The 17,096-nt window shown below is 71.5% G+C and carries 11 protein-coding genes; 3 read left to right on the forward strand and 8 right to left on the reverse strand.

What is annotated here, in order from left to right:
- Positions 1 to 12: 12 nt before the first annotated feature.
- The gene (locus WME82_RS01020) at positions 13 to 1,461 is read right to left on the reverse strand and encodes a cytochrome P450 (RefSeq protein WP_438041295.1); all 1,449 of its coding nucleotides are present in this window, start codon (positions 1,459 to 1,461) and stop codon (positions 13 to 15) included.
- Between the two features lie 562 nt (positions 1,462 to 2,023).
- On the opposite strand from WME82_RS01020, the gene WME82_RS01025 reads away from it, so the two are divergent.
- The gene (locus tag WME82_RS01025; RefSeq protein ID WP_438041296.1) at positions 2,024 to 2,977 is read left to right on the forward strand and encodes a S1 family peptidase; all 954 of its coding nucleotides are present in this window, start codon (positions 2,024 to 2,026) and stop codon (positions 2,975 to 2,977) included.
- Between the two features lie 55 nt (positions 2,978 to 3,032).
- Here WME82_RS01025 and WME82_RS01030 read toward each other — a convergent pair whose 3' ends face one another.
- The 7 genes from WME82_RS01030 to WME82_RS01060 form a co-directional block, all read right to left on the reverse strand.
- A complete protein-coding gene (locus tag WME82_RS01030) occupies positions 3,033 to 5,870 on the reverse strand; it encodes a hypothetical protein (RefSeq protein ID WP_438041297.1) in 2,838 nt (945 codons plus the stop codon).
- 281 nt (positions 5,871 to 6,151) lie between these two features.
- On the reverse strand, positions 6,152 to 6,778 hold the full coding sequence (locus WME82_RS01035; RefSeq protein WP_438041298.1) for an L-2-amino-thiazoline-4-carboxylic acid hydrolase: 627 nt from the start codon (positions 6,776 to 6,778) through the stop codon (positions 6,152 to 6,154).
- Positions 6,779 to 7,131: 353 nt separating this feature from the next.
- Positions 7,132 to 8,361: a radical SAM protein gene (locus WME82_RS01040; protein ID WP_438041299.1), complete on the reverse strand. Its 1,230-nt coding sequence runs from the start codon at positions 8,359 to 8,361 to the stop codon at positions 7,132 to 7,134.
- A gap of 188 nt (positions 8,362 to 8,549) precedes the next feature.
- On the reverse strand, positions 8,550 to 8,966 hold the full coding sequence (locus WME82_RS01045) for a GAF domain-containing protein (protein ID WP_272097267.1): 417 nt from the start codon (positions 8,964 to 8,966) through the stop codon (positions 8,550 to 8,552).
- A gap of 67 nt (positions 8,967 to 9,033) precedes the next feature.
- Positions 9,034 to 12,513: an ATP-binding protein gene (locus WME82_RS01050; protein ID WP_438041300.1), complete on the reverse strand. Its 3,480-nt coding sequence runs from the start codon at positions 12,511 to 12,513 to the stop codon at positions 9,034 to 9,036.
- Positions 12,514 to 12,621: 108 nt separating this feature from the next.
- Positions 12,622 to 13,260: a regulatory protein RecX gene (locus WME82_RS01055; RefSeq protein ID WP_437743702.1), complete on the reverse strand. Its 639-nt coding sequence runs from the start codon at positions 13,258 to 13,260 to the stop codon at positions 12,622 to 12,624.
- Positions 13,261 to 13,351: 91 nt separating this feature from the next.
- Positions 13,352 to 15,541: a DUF362 domain-containing protein gene (locus WME82_RS01060; protein ID WP_438041301.1), complete on the reverse strand. Its 2,190-nt coding sequence runs from the start codon at positions 15,539 to 15,541 to the stop codon at positions 13,352 to 13,354.
- A 363-nt stretch (positions 15,542 to 15,904) separates the two neighbouring features.
- Between WME82_RS01060 and WME82_RS01065 the strand changes: the two genes are divergently transcribed.
- The gene (locus WME82_RS01065) at positions 15,905 to 16,312 is read left to right on the forward strand and encodes a hypothetical protein (RefSeq protein ID WP_438041302.1); all 408 of its coding nucleotides are present in this window, start codon (positions 15,905 to 15,907) and stop codon (positions 16,310 to 16,312) included.
- A 102-nt stretch (positions 16,313 to 16,414) separates the two neighbouring features.
- Positions 16,415 to 17,086: a hypothetical protein gene (locus tag WME82_RS01070; RefSeq protein ID WP_438041303.1), complete on the forward strand. Its 672-nt coding sequence runs from the start codon at positions 16,415 to 16,417 to the stop codon at positions 17,084 to 17,086.
- Positions 17,087 to 17,096 lie beyond the last annotated feature (10 nt).

Here is a 17,096-nt window from a genome sequence, read left to right on the forward strand (position 1 = left end):
CTCGATGGGGCGTCAGCGGCGGCGGGGGGTGAAGCGGACGAACAGCCCTTCCGGCTTCATCGTGAACCCGAGGAGCTCCTTCACGGGCCGCGCCGGGTCGACAAGCGATACATCGAAGTCGCGCGCGACCATGGCGCCCACCATGGCGCTCTCGACCATCGAGAGCGCGCGCCCGGGGCAGACCCGCGGGCCGCTGCCGAAGGCGAGGGCGGCGCGCGGGTCGTGCTTGCCGGCGCCCGCCGGCCGCGGGGTCAACCAGCGCTCGGGCATGAACGAGGCCGCGTCGTGGAAGTGCTCCTCCTTCAGGGCGATCTGCCGCGTCAGCAGGATCATCCGCGTCCCCGCCGCGAGCCGCAGCGAGCCGACCACCGTGTCCGCGCAGGCTTCCATGAACAGGATGGGCGCCGCGGACTTCAGGCGCAGCGTCTCCTGCGCCACCGCCCCGAGATAGCGCAGCCGCTGCGCGTGCTCCGGGCTCTCGGGCAGGTCCGCGTCGCCGAGCTCGGCGTCGACCTCGGCCCGCATCCGTGCTTGCACGTCCGGGCGCAGGGCCATGAAGTGGAGCATCCAGGCCATCGTGTCGGCCGTCGTGTCCTCCCCGGCGAGCAGCAGCGTGAGCACGTTGCCGAGCACCTCCTGCTCCGACAGCCGCGCCTTCGGGTCGTCGGCGTCGCGCGCCACGAGCAATGCCTCCAGCAGCGAGCGAGGCGCCGCGGCCCGCGCCGGATCCCTGTCGAGCTCCGCGCGCGTCGTCCGGAGGATGCCCAGCATCCGCGTGCGCACCTCCGAGAGCGCCTGATCGAGGGCCCGATCGGCGGGCAGCTTGACGTGCCGCCAGTACGGGAATGGCGCGAAGACGCGGCGGTTGAGCGCCGCGAAGACCGTCTCGAGCTGGTGCGACAGGGGGTCGGTGCCGCGCTCGATGAGGTTCATGTCGAGGCCGAACGCCACGGCGGTGGTGACATCCACCGTGTAACGGGCGAGGTCTCGGCGCGCGTCGACCGGCGCCCCCCGCGCGGCCGACGCGCGCCAGCGCTCCCGGAGCCGGCGGGTGATCGTGGAGAGCGTGCCGTGGCTCTCGCGCAGCTGCCCGGCGGTGAACGCGCTCATCACGAGCCGCCGCTGCCGCGTCCACTGGTCGCCCTCGGCCGAGAAGACGCCGCCGAAGCCCATCTCGTCGATGAGCTCCTGCAGCGGGCTCCAGCGGCGGAACTCCTTCGGCCTCTCGCGCAGGATGCGCTGGACGAGCTCGGCGCTGCCGACGACGACGACCGGCGTGCGGCCGAGCGAGAAGGTGTAGAGATCGCCATACCTGCGGTTCCAGCCCTCGAGCGTGAGGTGGAACTGGGTCGGCCGGATCTCGAGGAGGTTGCCGAGCAGCGGCAGCCTCCGGGGTCCCGGGAGCGTCGATAGATCGCGCATGCCCGCTGAAGGGGCGACTTCTGCTCTGGCGGTCTCCATGGTCTCCTCTCAGAGAGCGAAAGCGGTCAGCGCCGGCGCCGCCGCGGTCGAGGTGTAACGTAGCTCGTCCTGGCGTGTGCGTGGGCGCTCGCCGGCGCGCCGCCTTCGTCACGCGCCGGCATCGCGAGCACGGCGGCGAGGCGCCCCTGGGCGAGCGGGCGCGTGACGAAGGCGGCGCGCCGGCCGCGGATCGACGAGCGGGGGAGCTTGGTGGCGGCCGCTGCCCCGCCCCCGGTCCTCCGCTATCGTGGCATCGGAGAGCGCGCGATGGCCGCGACCGCGGCGCGATGGGCCGCGACCGCGGCGCCATGCCCTCTCCGGAGCGGGGCGAACGTCCGCGCGGTCCCTCCTGCGGTGCTCGCCCCGACGAGATCCCCCCGCTCGCGCGCCATTCCAGGACTCCCCGCCGCGCCCCGCGGCCGACTCGCGCGCTCGCCGAGCATGGCGCTGGCACTGCGCTTGTTATGCCCCCCGCGCGCCCGCGGGTCCGAGCGGCGCCGAACCGCGGGCGCCTCCGCAATCCGCCGCTCTGGACACCATTTCTGGACGGAAAGGTTGCAGTATGAAGAATGCCATCCCGATCGCGATCCTGTGCCTCGGCGGGCTCGGCTGCGCGGACGCACCTCCCGCGGGCGACGGCGAGCAGCCATTGCTCACGTCCCGGCAGCGCATCGTTGGAGGCGCTGTGGACACGACGCACGCCTATGTCGTGGGCGTGGGCAATCGGAGCCGGGCGTACTGCAGCGGGACCGTCATCTCGCGGCGCACCGTGATCACCGCGGGACACTGCCACGGCGCGCTCACGCGCGTCTTCTTCGGCCCGACCCTCGGGCGGCGGTCGGAGAGCGTGCGGATCGAGACGTCGCGGAGGCACCCCGCCTTCGATCCCGCAAGCCTCCAGAACGACCTTACCCTCCTCGAGCTGGAGAGCGACGCGCCCGTGCAGCCCGCGCCCCTCCTGCGCGAATCGATGGAGAATACCACCTGGTACGTCGGGCCGGACTACACCTTTGTCGGTTACGGTGTCTCCGACGGCGTCGCGGGGACGGGGTTCGGCATGCGCCGCGCCGTGACGTTCCCTATCGTGGCCGTCGGCCCCGCCCAGGTCGGCGGGACGCCGGGGACGATCGACGCGACCCAGTTCTATTACCAGGTCCCCGACATGAACACGTGCGCCGGCGACTCCGGAGGTCCGGCGTTCCTCGTGCGCGGGGGCGTCGAGCGCCACGCCGGCGTGACCTCGTTCGGCGACGACCCCTGCACGCTGGACGGGGTGCAGGCGCGCACCGATCTCGACCAGATATCTCAGTTCATCCAGCCGACGATCGACGAGTTCGAGGCGGACAACCCGTGCCGCGCGGACGGCCTCTGCGAGGCGGCGTGTGACGTCGGGCCCGAGATCGTCGACCCCGATTGCGCCGATCTCCACTGCGGCCAAGATGGGGTGTGCGCCCTCGCCTGCGCGTTCCCGGCCGACCCGGACTGCGCGCTCCGCGCCGGCGTGCAGGTGCGATGACGGGACAGGTGAGGGCCAGCGGGCGCCGGCCGCGCGCCGCGCCGCGAGGCGGAGCTCAGGGCGTGTCGGCCGGGTCCGCCGGGTCGCTGCCGGCGCTCCGCTCGTCGCCGTCGAGGAAGCCGTCCTCGTCGCGATCGAGGCCGATGCGGTAGCCGGAGCCCGGCGGCGTGCACGTGTAGGTCAGGGGTCGCCCCGTCGCGAGGGCGATCTGGCGGAGCACCGCGTCCGGGATCGGCGGCAGCGCCATCCGGTCGGCGACGAACTGCCCTGCTCCGGTGTGAAGGAAGCCGATCTCCTGCAAGGCCAGGTGGCTCTTCGCCACGAGATCACACTCGCCGGCGTCCGCCCTGGCGATCAGGAGATCGACGCGCGGATCGGCGGCGGCCTGGTTGCCGGTCGTGAGCGTGACCTGCTGGCCGACGATCGGCGCGACGTTCGAGTCGAAGGCGAGCAGGAACGACTCGAGCTGCCGGCGGACCGCGTCGCCCGCCGGCGAATCCGGCAGGCCGTTCGGGTTGTCCGGGAAGGTGCCGAACTGGTTGGTGAAGCCGGTGAACGGCGAGAAGCCCATCCCGCGGAAGAACCGGAACAGCGTGTCGAAGCTGCCGTCGTGCAGGAAGCCGAACCCCCGCACCTGGTCGCCCTTGGGATCGTTGTCGCCGGGCAGGATGCCGAACAGCGGGGCGGCCATCCCGAACATCCCGACCTTCTGGTACATGTTGCGCAGGTGCGGCGTCTTGATGAGCTGCGGCTGGAAGTCGAACGTCATGTTGCCGTTCGCTCCGAAGAATCCCGGCTTGTCGACGCCGGGATTGCCCTCCGGGTCGAGGACGTGACAGCCATTGCAGATGGCGGTGCCGTCCAGGTTGCCGCTCACGAAGGTGTCGCGCCCGGCCTGCTGATCCGGCGTGAGCGAGTTGTCCAGGCGGCGGATCGGGTTGGGCGGATAGGTCACCTGCAGGATGAAGTCCGCGAACGCCTCCATGGAGGCGGCCGGGATCGGGCCGCTCCGGCCGAGGAGGTCGGTGAAGCCGGCCTGGAACTTCATGAACGCGGCGCGCTCGTCGAACGAGCCGCTGTCCGGCTGCGCGGTGGGCGCGTCGTTGCCGCCGGTGCGATCGCCGCGCCAGTGCATGGGGCCGTGGTTGGCCATGCCGCGCAGGCTCTGGGTCGTTGTCGGGCCCTTCATCGGGTGGAACTCCTGGGGCATCGGCTGCTGCGTGAAGAGGTTGAGCAGCGGGCCGACGAAGGGGCCCGGGTTGGTCGTGACCGGCTCGTCCGGATTGCCGAGATCCCACCCGAGGCTGTCGAAGTCGCCGAAGATATGGCAGCTCGCGCACGAGGAGTCGCCGTGCGCCGAGCTCGTGCGCGCGTCATAGAGGAAGCTCCGGCCGAGCGCGACGCTCGGCGGCTCGGGGCTGTACATCGCGACGTGCGCTGTCTCGGCCCGGGTCGCGGTGTCGACGATCGAGATGGAGTTGTCGAAGCGGGTCAGCACGAACAGCTGGCCTCGCGCCTCGTCGAGCGCGAGCCCCGACGGGCCGCCGCCGCTCACCTCGATGTGGTCGGAAGCGTCGGGCACGAACGTGTCGCTCTCGAGCGCGGCCGTGCCGAGAACGCCGACCTTGCTCGACCCGAGCGCGGCCACGTAGAGCGTCGCGCCGTCGCTGGTGACGGCCATGTCGACCGGCTGGGCCAGGCTCGCCTCGCTCTCGGCGTTCGGCGTGGGGGCGCAGCAGGCCGAGTAATCGATGTGTTTGTTGAGGTGCCGCGGCGCGACGCGCGGGGGGGCGTTGCCGGGGCGGAGCACCGTGATCCGGCTCTCGTGGAGGTGGCCCCGCAGGCTCTGCCCCGCGAAGACGCCGGGGCCCTCGAACCGCTGCTCGTTCCGCGCGTCGGTGTTGGAGACGTAGACCTTCCCGTTCACCGGGTTGACGACCATGTTGAAGAGGATCGTCCCGACGCCGGTGAAATGGCCCGAGGGCCCGTCGATCGGCCGCGGGGGGTTCGCCATGGCGTTGATGGCGAACACGTCCTTGTCGGGCAGCGAGAGCCGCACCGTGTCGTCCCAGGTGCGGCCGAGCTCGTCGACCCAGTGCGCGCCGTCGAACTTCACGATGAGGCTGACCTCGGGCGCCGGGTCGCCGAACGCGTTGGTCATCGGGCCCGGCGAGCCGCCGTTCGCCGCGCCGCCGTCGGGCACGAGCAGCTCGGTGACGACGGTGCTCCGGTTGCCCGAGTGGAAGCCGGCGGCGTAGACGCGCGCGCCGTCGGGCGTGGCGGCGAGCGCGCGCGGCGTGTCGGTGAAGAGGGTGAGGATCGCGAGCGGCTCGCCGCCGAGCGACGAGCCCAGGTGGTTCGCGTCGAACACCCAGACGTCGGCCCGGCCCACGCCCGGCGTGGTGAGCTCGGGATCGTTCGGGTTGTTCTGGCCGCGGTGCGCCGCCGTGATGAACGCGCGGCGCCGCCCGGGGCCCGCAAATACGATGTCTCTCGGCTCATCGCCCACGAGCAGCGTGCGCTCGACGCGGCCGCCGTATCCGCCAGGGGACAGCTCGACGACGCTGACGCTGTCGGACAGGTGGTTCACGACCCACACCTCGGTGTCGCTCCGCGCCGCCACGGCGACCGGATCCAGCCCGACCGGTATCGAGCTCCGGTGGACCAGCGCGCCGTGATGGACGCGGAAGACCTCGAGGCGGCCATCCGGCGTGTTGAGCGCAAAGAGCAGGTTTCCGCTGGGAGCGAGCGCGAGCGGGCGCACCTGCCCGCTCTCGAAGAGCGTGGTTGACGGCTCGGCCAGGGCGGGGGCGCTGGCCGCGAGGACAAGAGACGACGCCGCGGCGGACAAAAGGCTGCCAGCGACCCTTCGCAGGGCGAACGGTGACTTCATATGACCTCCTCGAGAAAGCGACTTCAGGAGCGATCGGGGATCGAGTGATCATTCAACAACTAACACGGACACGCTCTTTGGGGATCCAGGAAAGAGCATTTATGTTTCAATGTTGAAATGCGCGCAGCGCACATCGTACACCGCCCCACGATCATGACCCTTTTCAGGGGTGCAGCGCGTCATGAGGAAAGCATTGAATGGCGACGCGCGCAGCCCACCGGCGCACCCGAGCGACGGGTGGTGAGCCCATGTGCGCTCTGCGCCGGCCGCGGAGCGCGACGTTACTTCTTCGCCGTCACGTACCGGAAGTCGCACCGCTCGGCGCCCGCGCCGAGGGTGCCCGTGCGGCGGAGCTCGACGCCGTGGAGCTCTTTCACCTTGAGGTCGTCGAGGCGGCAGATCATGGGGACGATCTCCGGCGCGCCGTGCCGTCGCGCGAACGCCACGATCGGGCACGCGCGCACGTCGAAGGCCAAGAGCGCGCCGGTGCCGCTGGCCTCGTCGAAGCGGATGCCCTCCGGCTCGTCCGCGCGCAGGCTCATCATGAGCAGGCTCCGCGCTGGTTTCAGCCGGAACATCACATCCATGGCGGCGCCGAGGAGCGGGCTCCGGTTCAGCTGCTTGCGGTAGAAGGCCAGCAGCATGTCCTCGGCGATGCGCAGGGCCGGCTCCCGATCCACGCCGAGGTCGTGCAGGAGCGCCTCGTAGATCGCGAGCACCGGCGGGCCGAGCTCGAAGAGCTTGCGATTCGTGCTGCTCCGGAACTGCGGCATCGTCGCCTCCAGCGCGAGATACCGCTGCTTGGCGTGCGTGTGGAGCTCCGCCGCACACGCTTCACCGAGCTCGCGAGTCGCGATGCCTCGGCCTTCCGCAAGGATCTGCGCGAGACGTTCGGACGGCGACGACATGGTGGAAATTTACCACATGCGGCGCCGCGGCAAGCCTCCTTGTGGGAGCTCTTGGATCGGAGTGGCCGGCTGAAGTGGCCTGCTGGCCGGCCAGTCGACTGGCCGGCCAGCAGGCCAGTCCGATCAGCGGGCGGAGCCTGTTCCAGCCGGCCTGTGCGGCCCGAGGGGCAGCGATGCTCCTGCGATCGGGGGAGTTCGGTAGGGACGCAATATGGCTCTGCCGGGATGTGCGGAGCACCGGACAGGGCGTCTGGTGAAATGAGGCAGAAACCTCTCAGCAACAGGCCCAGTCGGCTCCCGGGCGGCGATGCGCTCGCGGGCTCGGCAGGAGCCGGGCGTCCGCCTGTGCGGCGCTACGGCGCTGCCGGTCCCCACAGCCCGGGCACGCGCGTCCCGCAGGAAGGGCACGCGCCGCCGGAGAGGAGGACCTCCTGCGTCTCGTAGTTGAACCGCCGCACAACGACCTCGTGGCAGGCGGGGCAGCGTGTATGCGAGAGCTCACGGACACGGTCGGCCACGTTGCTGACGTAGACGTATTTCATCCCCCTCGCGTAGGCGACGCCCGCCACGTCCACGAGGAACGCCGGGTCGGTCGTCATGCGATCGCGCATCTTGTAACGCGGGTAGAAGGCGTTGAGGTGCCAGGGGATGTCGGGGTCGACCCCGGCGATCTCGGCGCCGAGGGCGCGGAGGCCGGCCGCCTTGTCGTTGAAGCCGGGGACGACGAGCGTCACGACCTCGACCCAGTAGCCGAGGCGCCGGGCCTCGCCGATCGCCGCGAGCACCGGCTCGACGCGGCCGCCGAGCGTCCGGTATTGATCCGCGCTCCACCCCTTCAGGTCGACGCGGAACACGTCGGCGACCGGGCGCATGTACGCGAGCGCCTCGGGCGTCGTGTTGCCATCCGAGATGAGCGCCGTGACGAGCCCCCGCCGCTGCGCCTCGGCGAAGACGGCGCGCGCCCACTCGGCGGTGATCATCGGCTCGTTGTAGGCGCTCGCGAGCACCCCGCAGCCCGCCGCGACGGCCGTCTCGACGAGATCAGCGGCGCTGATGTCGATGGGCTCGCCGTCGCCCTCCGGCTCGCGGAGGGCCTGGGAGACCTTCCAGTTCTGGCAATAAGGACAGCGCAGGTCGCACCCGAACATCCCGAAGGTGAGGGACCTCGCGCCGGGGCGCACATGGAAGATCGTGTTCGTCTCGACCGAGCGCACGTAATGGCGCGCGACGTAGCCGAACGGGACGCGCAGCTCGCCGTCCTTCTCGAAGCGGATCCCGCACGCGCCCGCGCGCCCCGGCGCGAGGACGCAGCGGTGCGCGCACGCGGTGCACCGGAGATACCCCGCCTCGGGACCGGGCTCGTAGAGCGCGCCCGGCACGGTGCGGCGGGCGAGCTTCGCCGTGAGGGGCTCGCCCATGGCGCCGCCCTCGCCAGGCCCGGCCGCGGCGCGCTCGCATGCGGGCTCGTTCGCGGCGCCGCGTACGAGGTCCTCCACGCGGACGTGCGGGCGGGCGTCCAGATCGCGCGCGTCGAGCGGAGCGTCGATCGCGGCTTTCGGGGCGCTGCGTCCGTTCGTCTCCATGGGAGAGCGGGCATCGCTAGCATCGCAGCCGCGAAAAACAAGGGCCTTGTGGTGCGGTGGCGTGGCGGTACAGCTGGGCAGCGGCGCTGCGGCGGGCAGCGGCGCGGTAGGACAGCGGCGCTGTGGCGAGCAGCGGTGCTGCGGCGCTGCGGCGGGCAGCGAGGTGGCCCGGCGCGGGAGCGCTCTTGTCAGGCCGGCAGCGCGCCAGCGCCCTGCGCGAGCCGATCGAGCTCGTCCTGACCGAGCTCGCGCTCGCCGGCGAACGCGATCCCCACGACGGCGCGCACGCTCGCGGAGGCGTCGCGCACGGGCAGCGCCACCGCCGCCTGCGCCGCGACCGCCCTGGCCCCGGGCCGCACGTCGCCGGACGTGTCCGTCTGCAGGTTGCACGTCTGCACGGGCTGGTCGCGCTCCCAGGCGAGCCCGGCCATCCCCTTGCCCCGCGGGACGCGGCGCGTGATCTCCTGCACCTTCTCGGGGATGTTCACGGCGGCGGCCAGCGCGAGCGCATCGCCCTCGACGAGGTGCACCGTGCCAGCGATACCCCCGTTGTCGGCGACGAAGCTCCGAAGCCACGGCTCCAACGACTCTCGGCGCGCATGCATGCTCGCACCTTCGGCCGTCGCGGGGCCTGCGTCAACCCGGGGCAGCTCGCGGGACGCGCCGGATTTGTCAGGCCTCGTCCTTCACCCGCTTGGGCCAGCGCACGATGAAGGTGGCTCCTGCGCCGGGGCGCGACGAGACGGACACGCTCCCTCCGCGGCTCTGCACGATCTTCTTCACGACGGAGAGCCCTATCCCGGTGCCTTCCACCTTGTCGCGCGACTCGAGCGTATGAAAGAGATCCCAGATGCGCTCGTGGTACTCGGGCGCGATGCCGGGCCCGTTGTCGCTCACGGCGAACTCGACGTAGGCACCGGCGTCCTCCCACGTCACCTCGACGCGCGCGTCGCTGCGGCGCGCGTGCTTCAGGGCGTTGCTGATGAGGTTCTGGAACACCTGCTGCATCGGGACGCGCTCCGCGGCGATCGTCGGCATCCCGGGCGCGATGTCGACCCGGGCCCCCTCGGGCGGCGAGAGCAGCTCGACGACCTCCGCGAGCAGATGGCCGGTGTCGACGCTGACCACGTCGCCGCGCAGGCGCCCTGCCCGCGAGTAATGGAGGATCCCGTCGATGAGCGCCTCGAGGCGGCGCACGCGCCCGCGCAGGAGGTGGATGTACTCCTGCGTCTCGCCGTCCAGCTTCCCCGCCAGCGACTCCTCGATCCACTCGGACAGGTTCGCGATCCCCCGGAGGGGCGCCTTGAGGTCGTGCGAGGCGACGTAAGCGAACTGGTCGAGCTCCTGGTTCGTCTTCGCGAGCGCTGCGATGAGCTCCTCTCGGTGCTGGCTCAGCTGCTCGATGCGGCGCCGCGCGAGCACCTGATCGGTGATCTCGAAGGCGACCACCATGACGCCCGAGACGGCGCCGGAGGGGTCGCGGATGGGCTGAGCGACGTAGTTGAAGACGGCCTCGTCCACCGCGCCGCCGCGCCGGACGGGGATGGTCAGCTCGGTCATGCGCAGCGGCTGGCCGGCCTTGAGCGCGCGGTCCAGCATCGCGATCGCCTCGTGCTCGCCGAGCTCAGGGAACGCCTCGCGCACGCTCTTCCCGACGAGATCCCGCCGGCCGACCATCTCGCAGTACGGCGGGTTCGCGACCTCGTAGCGGTGCTCGGGGCCGGCGAACACCGCGATGGGGACCGGCGCCTGCATGAAGAGGTCGTACAGCCGCTCGCGCTCGCGCTCGGCCGCTGCCCGCAATCGGGCGAGCTGGAGGTGCGTGGCGACGCGGGCGACGAGCTCGCGCGCGGAGAACGGCTTGGGGAGGTAGTCGTCCGCGCCCGCCTCGAGCCCCTCGACGCGCGACTCCTCCCCGGCGCGCGCGGAGAGCATGACGACCGGGACACCCCTCGTGCGCTCGTCCGCGCGCAGCGCGCGGAGCAGGCCGAAGCCGTCGAGGTTCGGCATCATCACGTCGGTGAGCACGAGATCCGGCGGGCTGCGGCGCGCCGACGCGAGCGCCTCGGCGCCGTCGGCGACGGCCTCGACCGTCCAGCGCTCGCGCAGCACCCGCCCGACGTACTCGCGCATATCGGCGTTGTCGTCCGCGAGGAGGACGCGCGCCGCCGGCCCGGCCTCGATCGCGGCGCCGTCGAACGACGTCCACGCCGCCGGGGCGAGGTGCTCGACGGCGTTATCTCCCTCTGCGCCGCGGGGCGAGTCGCCCTCTGCGCCGGGGGGCGGGTCACCCTTTGCGCCGGGGGGCGAGTCGCCCTCTGCGCGGGGCAGCCAGCGGAGCGCCTCCTGCACATAAGGCGCTGCGCCCGTCGTCGTCGACGCCAGCGTCCGCGCGGCGTTCACGCGGTCCTTCGGCAGGTGCCCGGCCCCGCGAGGCAGGGAGACCGTGAACGACGTCCCCACGGAGAGCTCGCTCGTGACGTGGATGGTCCCGCCGTGGAGGCGGACGAGCTCGTGGACGAGCGCGAGCCCGATCCCGGACCCCTCGTGCGTGCGGGATCGCGCGCCCTGGACCCGATGGAACCGCTTGAACAGGTGCGAGAGCTCCCGATCCGGGATGCCCGTCCCGGTGTCCCGCACGGTGAGGTCGGCGCGATCGCCGTGCGCGCGGAGCGCGATCGAGACCGTCCCCTCGAACGTGAACTTGAGCGCGTTCGAGAGGAGATTGAGAACGATCTTCTCCCACATGTCGTGATCGACGTAGATGGGCTCGGGCAGCGGCGGGCAATCGACCTCGAAGGCGAGCCCCGCGCGCTCCATCGCCGAGCGGAAGGCGCTCGCGAGATCCGCGGTGAGCGCAGAGAGATCGGTCGGCTCGTACGACGCCTGGATCCGGCCCGCCTCGATGCGCGAGAAGTCGAGCAGCGCGTTGACCAGCTTGAGGAGCCGGACCGCGTTGCGGTGCGCGGTCTCGAGATCCGCGCCCGACAGGCTCCGCTCCGCCGACGCGAGGGCGTCCTCGAGCGGCCCGAGCATCAGCGTGAGGGGCGTGCGGAACTCGTGGCTCACGTTGCTGAAGAACGTGGTCTTCGCGCGATCGAGCTCGGCGAGGGCCTCCGCCCGCCGCTTCTCCTCCTCGTACGCCTGCGCGTTCGCGATGCTGGCCGAGATCTGGCCGGCGACGAGGTGGAGGAAGCCGCGGTAATCGTCGTCGAAGAGGCGGAATGGATTCAGCCCGACGATCAGGACCCCGGCGCGCCCCGTCTCGCCCGAAGGGGAGATCGCGAGCGCGGCCGCCCGCGTCGGCGGCCTTTGCCATGCGCCGGTGGGGAGACCCCGGAGGTGAGTCGGTATCTCGACGACGCGGCAGGACTCGTGCTCTCGCAGCACCGCGGCGAGCGGCCACGGCGACTCGTCCGTGAGCGCGATCGTCTCGGGGGCCGCGGCGTGCCCCCGCTCGAACCCCGTGCTGCCCGCGAGCTGCACGCGCCGCCGGTCCGGGTCGACGACGTAGAGGAGCGCGAACGGGAGATCCTTCGCGTTGGTCGCGAGCGAGCTCGCGCTGCGCGCGCACACGTCTTCCCACGAGCGCCCGTGCGCGGTCCGCGCCGCGAGGTCGCGGAGGAGCGAGAGCTGCCGCTCTCCGAGGATTCGCCGCGTGTCGTCGGTATTGGCGCAGAGGATGCCGCCCGTGCCGCCCTGATCGTTCGGCACAGGGCTGTAGGAGAACGTGTAATACGTCTCCTCCTGGTAGCCGTTCCGCTCCATGATGAGGAGGAGCGCCTCGTCGTAGGTGCTCTCGTCGCGGCGCATCGCGGACGCGGCGCGCGGCCCGACCTGGCCCCAGATCTCGCGCCACACGACGGACGCGGGCTGCCCGAGCGCCTCGGGGTGCTTGCCGCCGACGATCGACTTGTAGGCGTCGTTGTACAGATTGATGAGCGAGTCGCCCCACCAGACGAACATCGGCTGGCGCGACGTCAGGACGATGCGCACGCACGTCTTGAGGCTCTGCGGCCACGACGAGACCGGCCCGAGCGGCGTCTTCGACCAGTCGATCGCGCGCATGCGCGCGCCCATCTCGCCTCCGCCGGCGAGGACCGCGCGAGCGTCCGCGCGATCCGGCGGCAGGCCATCCAGCTCGAGCGACATGGGCCCTTTGTAGCGTGCGGTGGGTGGCGGGAGAAGGGCAGAAAACAGGGCGTTTCGGCTGCTCAGGGGAGCCCGTACACCGCGGAGGGGCCGGCGCGCCGGCGCCGCTCACGGCGGCGCGTCGAGCACCGCGCGCAGCGCCCGGCGCGCCACGTCGGGCGAATAGCCCTGGCGCGCGAGGAAAGCATAGAGCTTCTGCCGTTGCTCCGCCGGAGCGAGCCCCGAGAGCGAGCGGAGCTTCTTGCGCGCCGCCCGCTCGGCCACGGCGGACTCGTCCGTTCCCTCCTCGGCCATGACCTGCCGTATGGCCGCGTCCGCCACGTCGCGCGAGACGCCTTTGCGGGCGAGGTCCTGCTCGATCCTGCGGCGCGACCGGGGCTTGCCCACGATGCCGGAGCGCGCCTTGGCCTCCGCGAAGCGCGCGTCGTCGAGCAGCCCGCTCGAGGTGAGGCGCTCGATCGCGGTCGTCACGTGCTCCCTGGGCTCGCCCTTCTCGATCAGGCGCTTCTCCAGCTCCCTGGCCGATCGCGCACGGAACGACAGGAGCCGCAGCGCCCGCTCGTAGGTCTTCTGCGCGGCCTCGCCGGCCTTTCGCGGCGGCTCTGCCGCGGCCCCGGGGCTCTCCTGGCCGGGGGTCAGGCCGGCGGCGGCCTGCTCGGGCACCGTGGCGAAGGGGACCCCATCCACCAGGATGACGACGTGGCCAGGCTTGTCAGGCGAGGGGGCGATTCCCGTGATGATCGGCATGCACGAGGGACGATGGCGCACCCCGCGCGGACCGCAAGCGCCAGCTCACCCCGCCTGCTCCCGGCCGCGGCGGGGCGCCCGCTGCCTTGTCTCACGGATCGAGCACGAGCACGCCAAACGCCTCGGGGACATGGAAGTTCGGCTTGCTCGTGCGGGGCGGGCTCCACGCGAGGTAATGCCGTGGGTCCTTGCCCTCCATCCGGTACAGGTTCATGGGCAGCCGCGCGTTCGGGGCGAGCGCGCCCACGATCCCCGGCGCCGCCAGCAGCGCCTCGATGACGGCCGTGCGCGCCTGCGCGTCCTGGCTCGTCGCGATCGTCGCGCCGCTCGACCACGCCGTGTCTTCCAGGCGCGCGTCGCGGTCGATGGCGATATCGAAGAAATGGCCGAACGGCCCGATCTCCACCTCGAAATACCGCCTTGGCGAGCCAGGGGCCGGCGTCAGGAAGAGCTCGATGCAATCCTCTTTATAAAGTCCCTTTCGCTCCGTGCCGACGGGCTTCGAGCGATCCGTGTTGAGCCCCGCGCTCGCGAGCTCGAAGAGCGCGTGGAGCCCTTGCTTCGACCAGAGGAAGCGCGCCCGCGTGGGGAACCCGGTGGGCTTGCCGGCATAGTCGGTGTCCCACTGCACGGCCTTCGCGCGGCTCCACGCCGCGTCGTCGGCCTTCCCGTCGAGCACGACCTGCTCTCCCGGCGGAAGAGGCGACGCGTGTGCCTCCGGCTTCGCGGGGCCTCCGTCCGACCCGCCGCCCTGCTCACCGCCGGGCGCCTTCTGCGAGGCCGGCGGCGCTGGATCGAGCCCCTTCGCGGTCCCGCCGGGCAAGGGCGCCTGTCCGGGCTCCCAGTCGAGCCGGAAGGGCGCCATCGCCTTGTAATGCACGGGCCTCGGGCTCTTCAGGAGATCTGCCCCGTCTCCCGTGATCGCCGTCGCCTTGAGATCCAGCCCGAAGCGCTTCGCCGCGGCGTCGATGAGCGGCGAGGTCCGGTGGCCGCCGAGCTCGCGCGCGAGCGCGGGGCTGTTCCAGACGCCGAGGAGCTCCGCCGCCACGCGGTCGACCCGCACCGGGTTCGTGCCGCCGATGGCCACCATCTCCGCCGTGGGGTAGAGGACCTGGAAGCCGTCTCCGCCCATCGCCGGCGCGCCGTCGCCGAGCACCGCGTCCGGCGCGGATATCTCGAGCACGTCGACCATGCGCTCGGCGAAGACGCGGAGCGACGATAAGTAAAGAGCTCTATCCTCCTGGCCAGCGGACTTCGTGTCCAGGTACGCCTTGAGCTCCCTGTGCATCCTCCACTTCTGCTTGTAGGCAGGCGCGCTGTCCGACAGCATGACCGTGCCCTGCATGCCCTTGATGCCGACGGAGATGACCGAGTACCGGTGCATCTTGAGCCGGGGGAGCGACAGGAAGAGCCCGTGGTCGAGGTGCTCTGCCAGCACCTTCGGCATCAGCAGTGTCGGGACGTGGGTTGTCTGGATGCCGCGGATGGCGAGGGGCTTTCCGGGCCTGTCCCCGGCGACGTCGTAGACCCCGTCGTCGTCCATCGCGACGAGCGCGGCGCCCTCCTCCGCGGCCATCGCCTCATAGCCGGTGCGCTGCGCGATGTCCTTCCAGAACTTGTGCGAGTGGCCGCAGCCCTCGGCGATCGTGATCTTCGTGTGTCCGCGCGCCTTGAGGCACTGGACGACGCCTCGAACGAACTCCGGCTGGGTGATCCGGCCGGTCACGCCGTCGTCGCCCTTCGACTTTGCAGGGTCCTTCACGCTGTCGAACCCGCAGATGTTCGGCTTGAGGAGCACGGGAGTCGCCGCGGGGCGCCTCGGCACCACCGCCTCGCAGATGCGCTTGCCGAGCTCGAGGGGACCCTGGCCGCGGAGCACGGTGACGGGCGAGTCGTCGGCCTTGATGCGCTCGACGTGCCGCTCCCTGAGGGCGGCGCCGTCGATGCTGTCCGACGCGATCACCGAGGGCCCGGCCTCGTACCGCTGCGACGCGCCCGCGACCACGTCGCTCGACGCGCTCGGCACCGCGGTCGGCACGGCCGGGTGCGCGGAGGCGGCGGCGAACGAGGAGGCGGCCTGTGCCGGCACGGGCGCCGGCGAGGACGCCGCCGCGTCGGGCGGCGGCTGCGCGGCGGCGGGGCCGCCGTCGCCGGGACCGCCGCCCGGCTGGGGTTGCCGGTCCCCGCAGCCCGAAAGGACGGCGAGCAGCGCCGGGAGCGACGCGATCGCGCGGGGAGCCCGCCGCGCCCGGCCGCCGTGGATCGTTCGTGCCCTGTTCATCCCGCGAGCACGATGGCGCGAAACGGCGGCGAGGAGAAGGCGCCACGAGACATCGTCGAAGCCAGGGCCTGCGCGGATGCCGGGTGGTGAGGGCGGCGCGGCCCCCACCTCGCCCCGCCGCCGGCGCCCGAATGAGCGCCTCGATGCGCGCTCGCCGGGGCGGCTCACGCCTTGCAGTGCGGGCGCGGAATGAGCGTTTGGCCTGTTCCTGGTTATGTTAAAATTGCTGTTCGTGCTGAAATTTTCGGGACTGCGGGGATGTTGTTCGCAGCGGCTCTTGTCGCCTGTGGCGGCGGTTCGAGCGGCGGGGGAGCTGGAGAGGGCGGGGGCGTAGAAGGGTACTCGGAGGCTCGGTCGACAGCGGTGTGCGAGGCCGCGTGCGACGTGTTCAGCGCCGGCTGCGCGCCGGAGAACTGCTCGATCGCGTGCTTCGTGGCGGTGGACCAGTACCCGACGGAGGCGTGTTTTGCCGAGTTCGACGCCTACCACGCCTGCCTGGCGGCCCAGGAGCCCGCGCAGCTCGCCTGCGGAGCAGACGAGAACTTCTTCGGTCCGTGGGCGCCGGCGTGCAGGCCGGAGTGGACGGCGTATTGGCAGTGCCGGAGGACCGGAGGCGCGGACTGCGCGGTGGTGGCCACGGACGTCGAGTCCTGCACCTACTTCGGCGACCCTCCGGACTGGGCGACGTGCAAGATAGGAAAGGAACCGCCCCCCGGGTGTGTACCGCTGACGAGCCTCGACTACTGTTGCCCGGAAGGTACGCTGCCGTGACAGCGCGATCAGGGGCTCCGCTTCGCTGCAAGCCATGACGCCTGCCGTGCTGTGCACGGCACGGTCGTGGAGGGGTCCTGTCTCGTTGCCATGGAGGATGCGATGAAATGGGTTTCTCGTGCGCGCTCGGCCGTGATCGTGACGACCCTGCTGGCGCTGTCCGCGTGCGGCGGCAGCGTCGACGACGAGGGAAACAGCAAGGAAGAAGGCCCCTCCTGCGGGCTGGTCGCGGCGTGCGGCGGCGACCCGACAGGGACGTGGACGATGGATGAGGCGTGCCTGGATCCCTCGATGTTCGAGGACCTCGACGAGGGGTGTGACGCGGAGATCGACATCAGCGGCATGGTGGTGAGCGGACGCGCCGAATTCCGGGCCGATAACACCCATGTCACGACCGTCACGCAGCAAGGGCCGATCGAGGTGGTGTACCCTGCGGCGTGCCTCGCGGCCGAGGACATCCCGATCACGTGCGCGCAGCTCAGCGTGAAAATGCAGCGGGCCGCGGCTGGGAAGGAGTCGCCCTTCACCTCGGTGGAGTGTGCTCATGCGGGCGCCGACTGCGCGTGTACGTTTGTCTTGGGGCGGATCACGACGACGTCGACGGGCACCTGGTCGGTCTCCGGCTCCATCTTGGCCATCGAGTCCGAGGGCGAGGAGCCCGAGGAGAACCCGTTCTGCGCGCAGGGATCCTCGTTCACGAGAGGCTTCCCGGTATCGGCGGGAGCGGACGCCTCGGGGCCCATCAAGCACTACATGAGGTTCACGAAGGAGTGAGCCGCGGCGA

This window comes from Sorangium sp. So ce128 (genome assembly GCF_051525245.1).
Taxonomy (GTDB): Bacteria; Myxococcota_A; Polyangia; order Polyangiales; family Polyangiaceae; genus Sorangium; species Sorangium cellulosum_B.

Bases quoted from the DNA above. Each gene is read 5' to 3' on its own strand.
- WME82_RS01020 (WP_438041295.1), bottom strand. From the start codon at position 1,461: ATGGAGACCGCCAGAGCAGAAGTCGCCCCTTCAGCGGGCATGCGCGAT.
- WME82_RS01025 (WP_438041296.1), top strand. From the start codon at position 2,024: ATGAAGAATGCCATCCCGATCGCGATCCTGTGCCTCGGCGGGCTCGGC.
- WME82_RS01030 (WP_438041297.1), bottom strand. From the start codon at position 5,870: ATGAAGTCACCGTTCGCCCTGCGAAGGGTCGCTGGCAGCCTTTTGTCC.
- WME82_RS01035 (WP_438041298.1), bottom strand. From the start codon at position 6,778: ATGTCGTCGCCGTCCGAACGTCTCGCGCAGATCCTTGCGGAAGGCCGA.
- WME82_RS01040 (WP_438041299.1), bottom strand. From the start codon at position 8,361: ATGGAGACGAACGGACGCAGCGCCCCGAAAGCCGCGATCGACGCTCCG.
- WME82_RS01045 (WP_272097267.1), bottom strand. From the start codon at position 8,966: ATGCATGCGCGCCGAGAGTCGTTGGAGCCGTGGCTTCGGAGCTTCGTC.
- WME82_RS01050 (WP_438041300.1), bottom strand. From the start codon at position 12,513: ATGTCGCTCGAGCTGGATGGCCTGCCGCCGGATCGCGCGGACGCTCGC.
- WME82_RS01055 (WP_437743702.1), bottom strand. From the start codon at position 13,260: ATGCCGATCATCACGGGAATCGCCCCCTCGCCTGACAAGCCTGGCCAC.
- WME82_RS01060 (WP_438041301.1), bottom strand. From the start codon at position 15,541: ATGAACAGGGCACGAACGATCCACGGCGGCCGGGCGCGGCGGGCTCCC.
- WME82_RS01070 (WP_438041303.1), top strand. From the start codon at position 16,415: ATGAAATGGGTTTCTCGTGCGCGCTCGGCCGTGATCGTGACGACCCTG.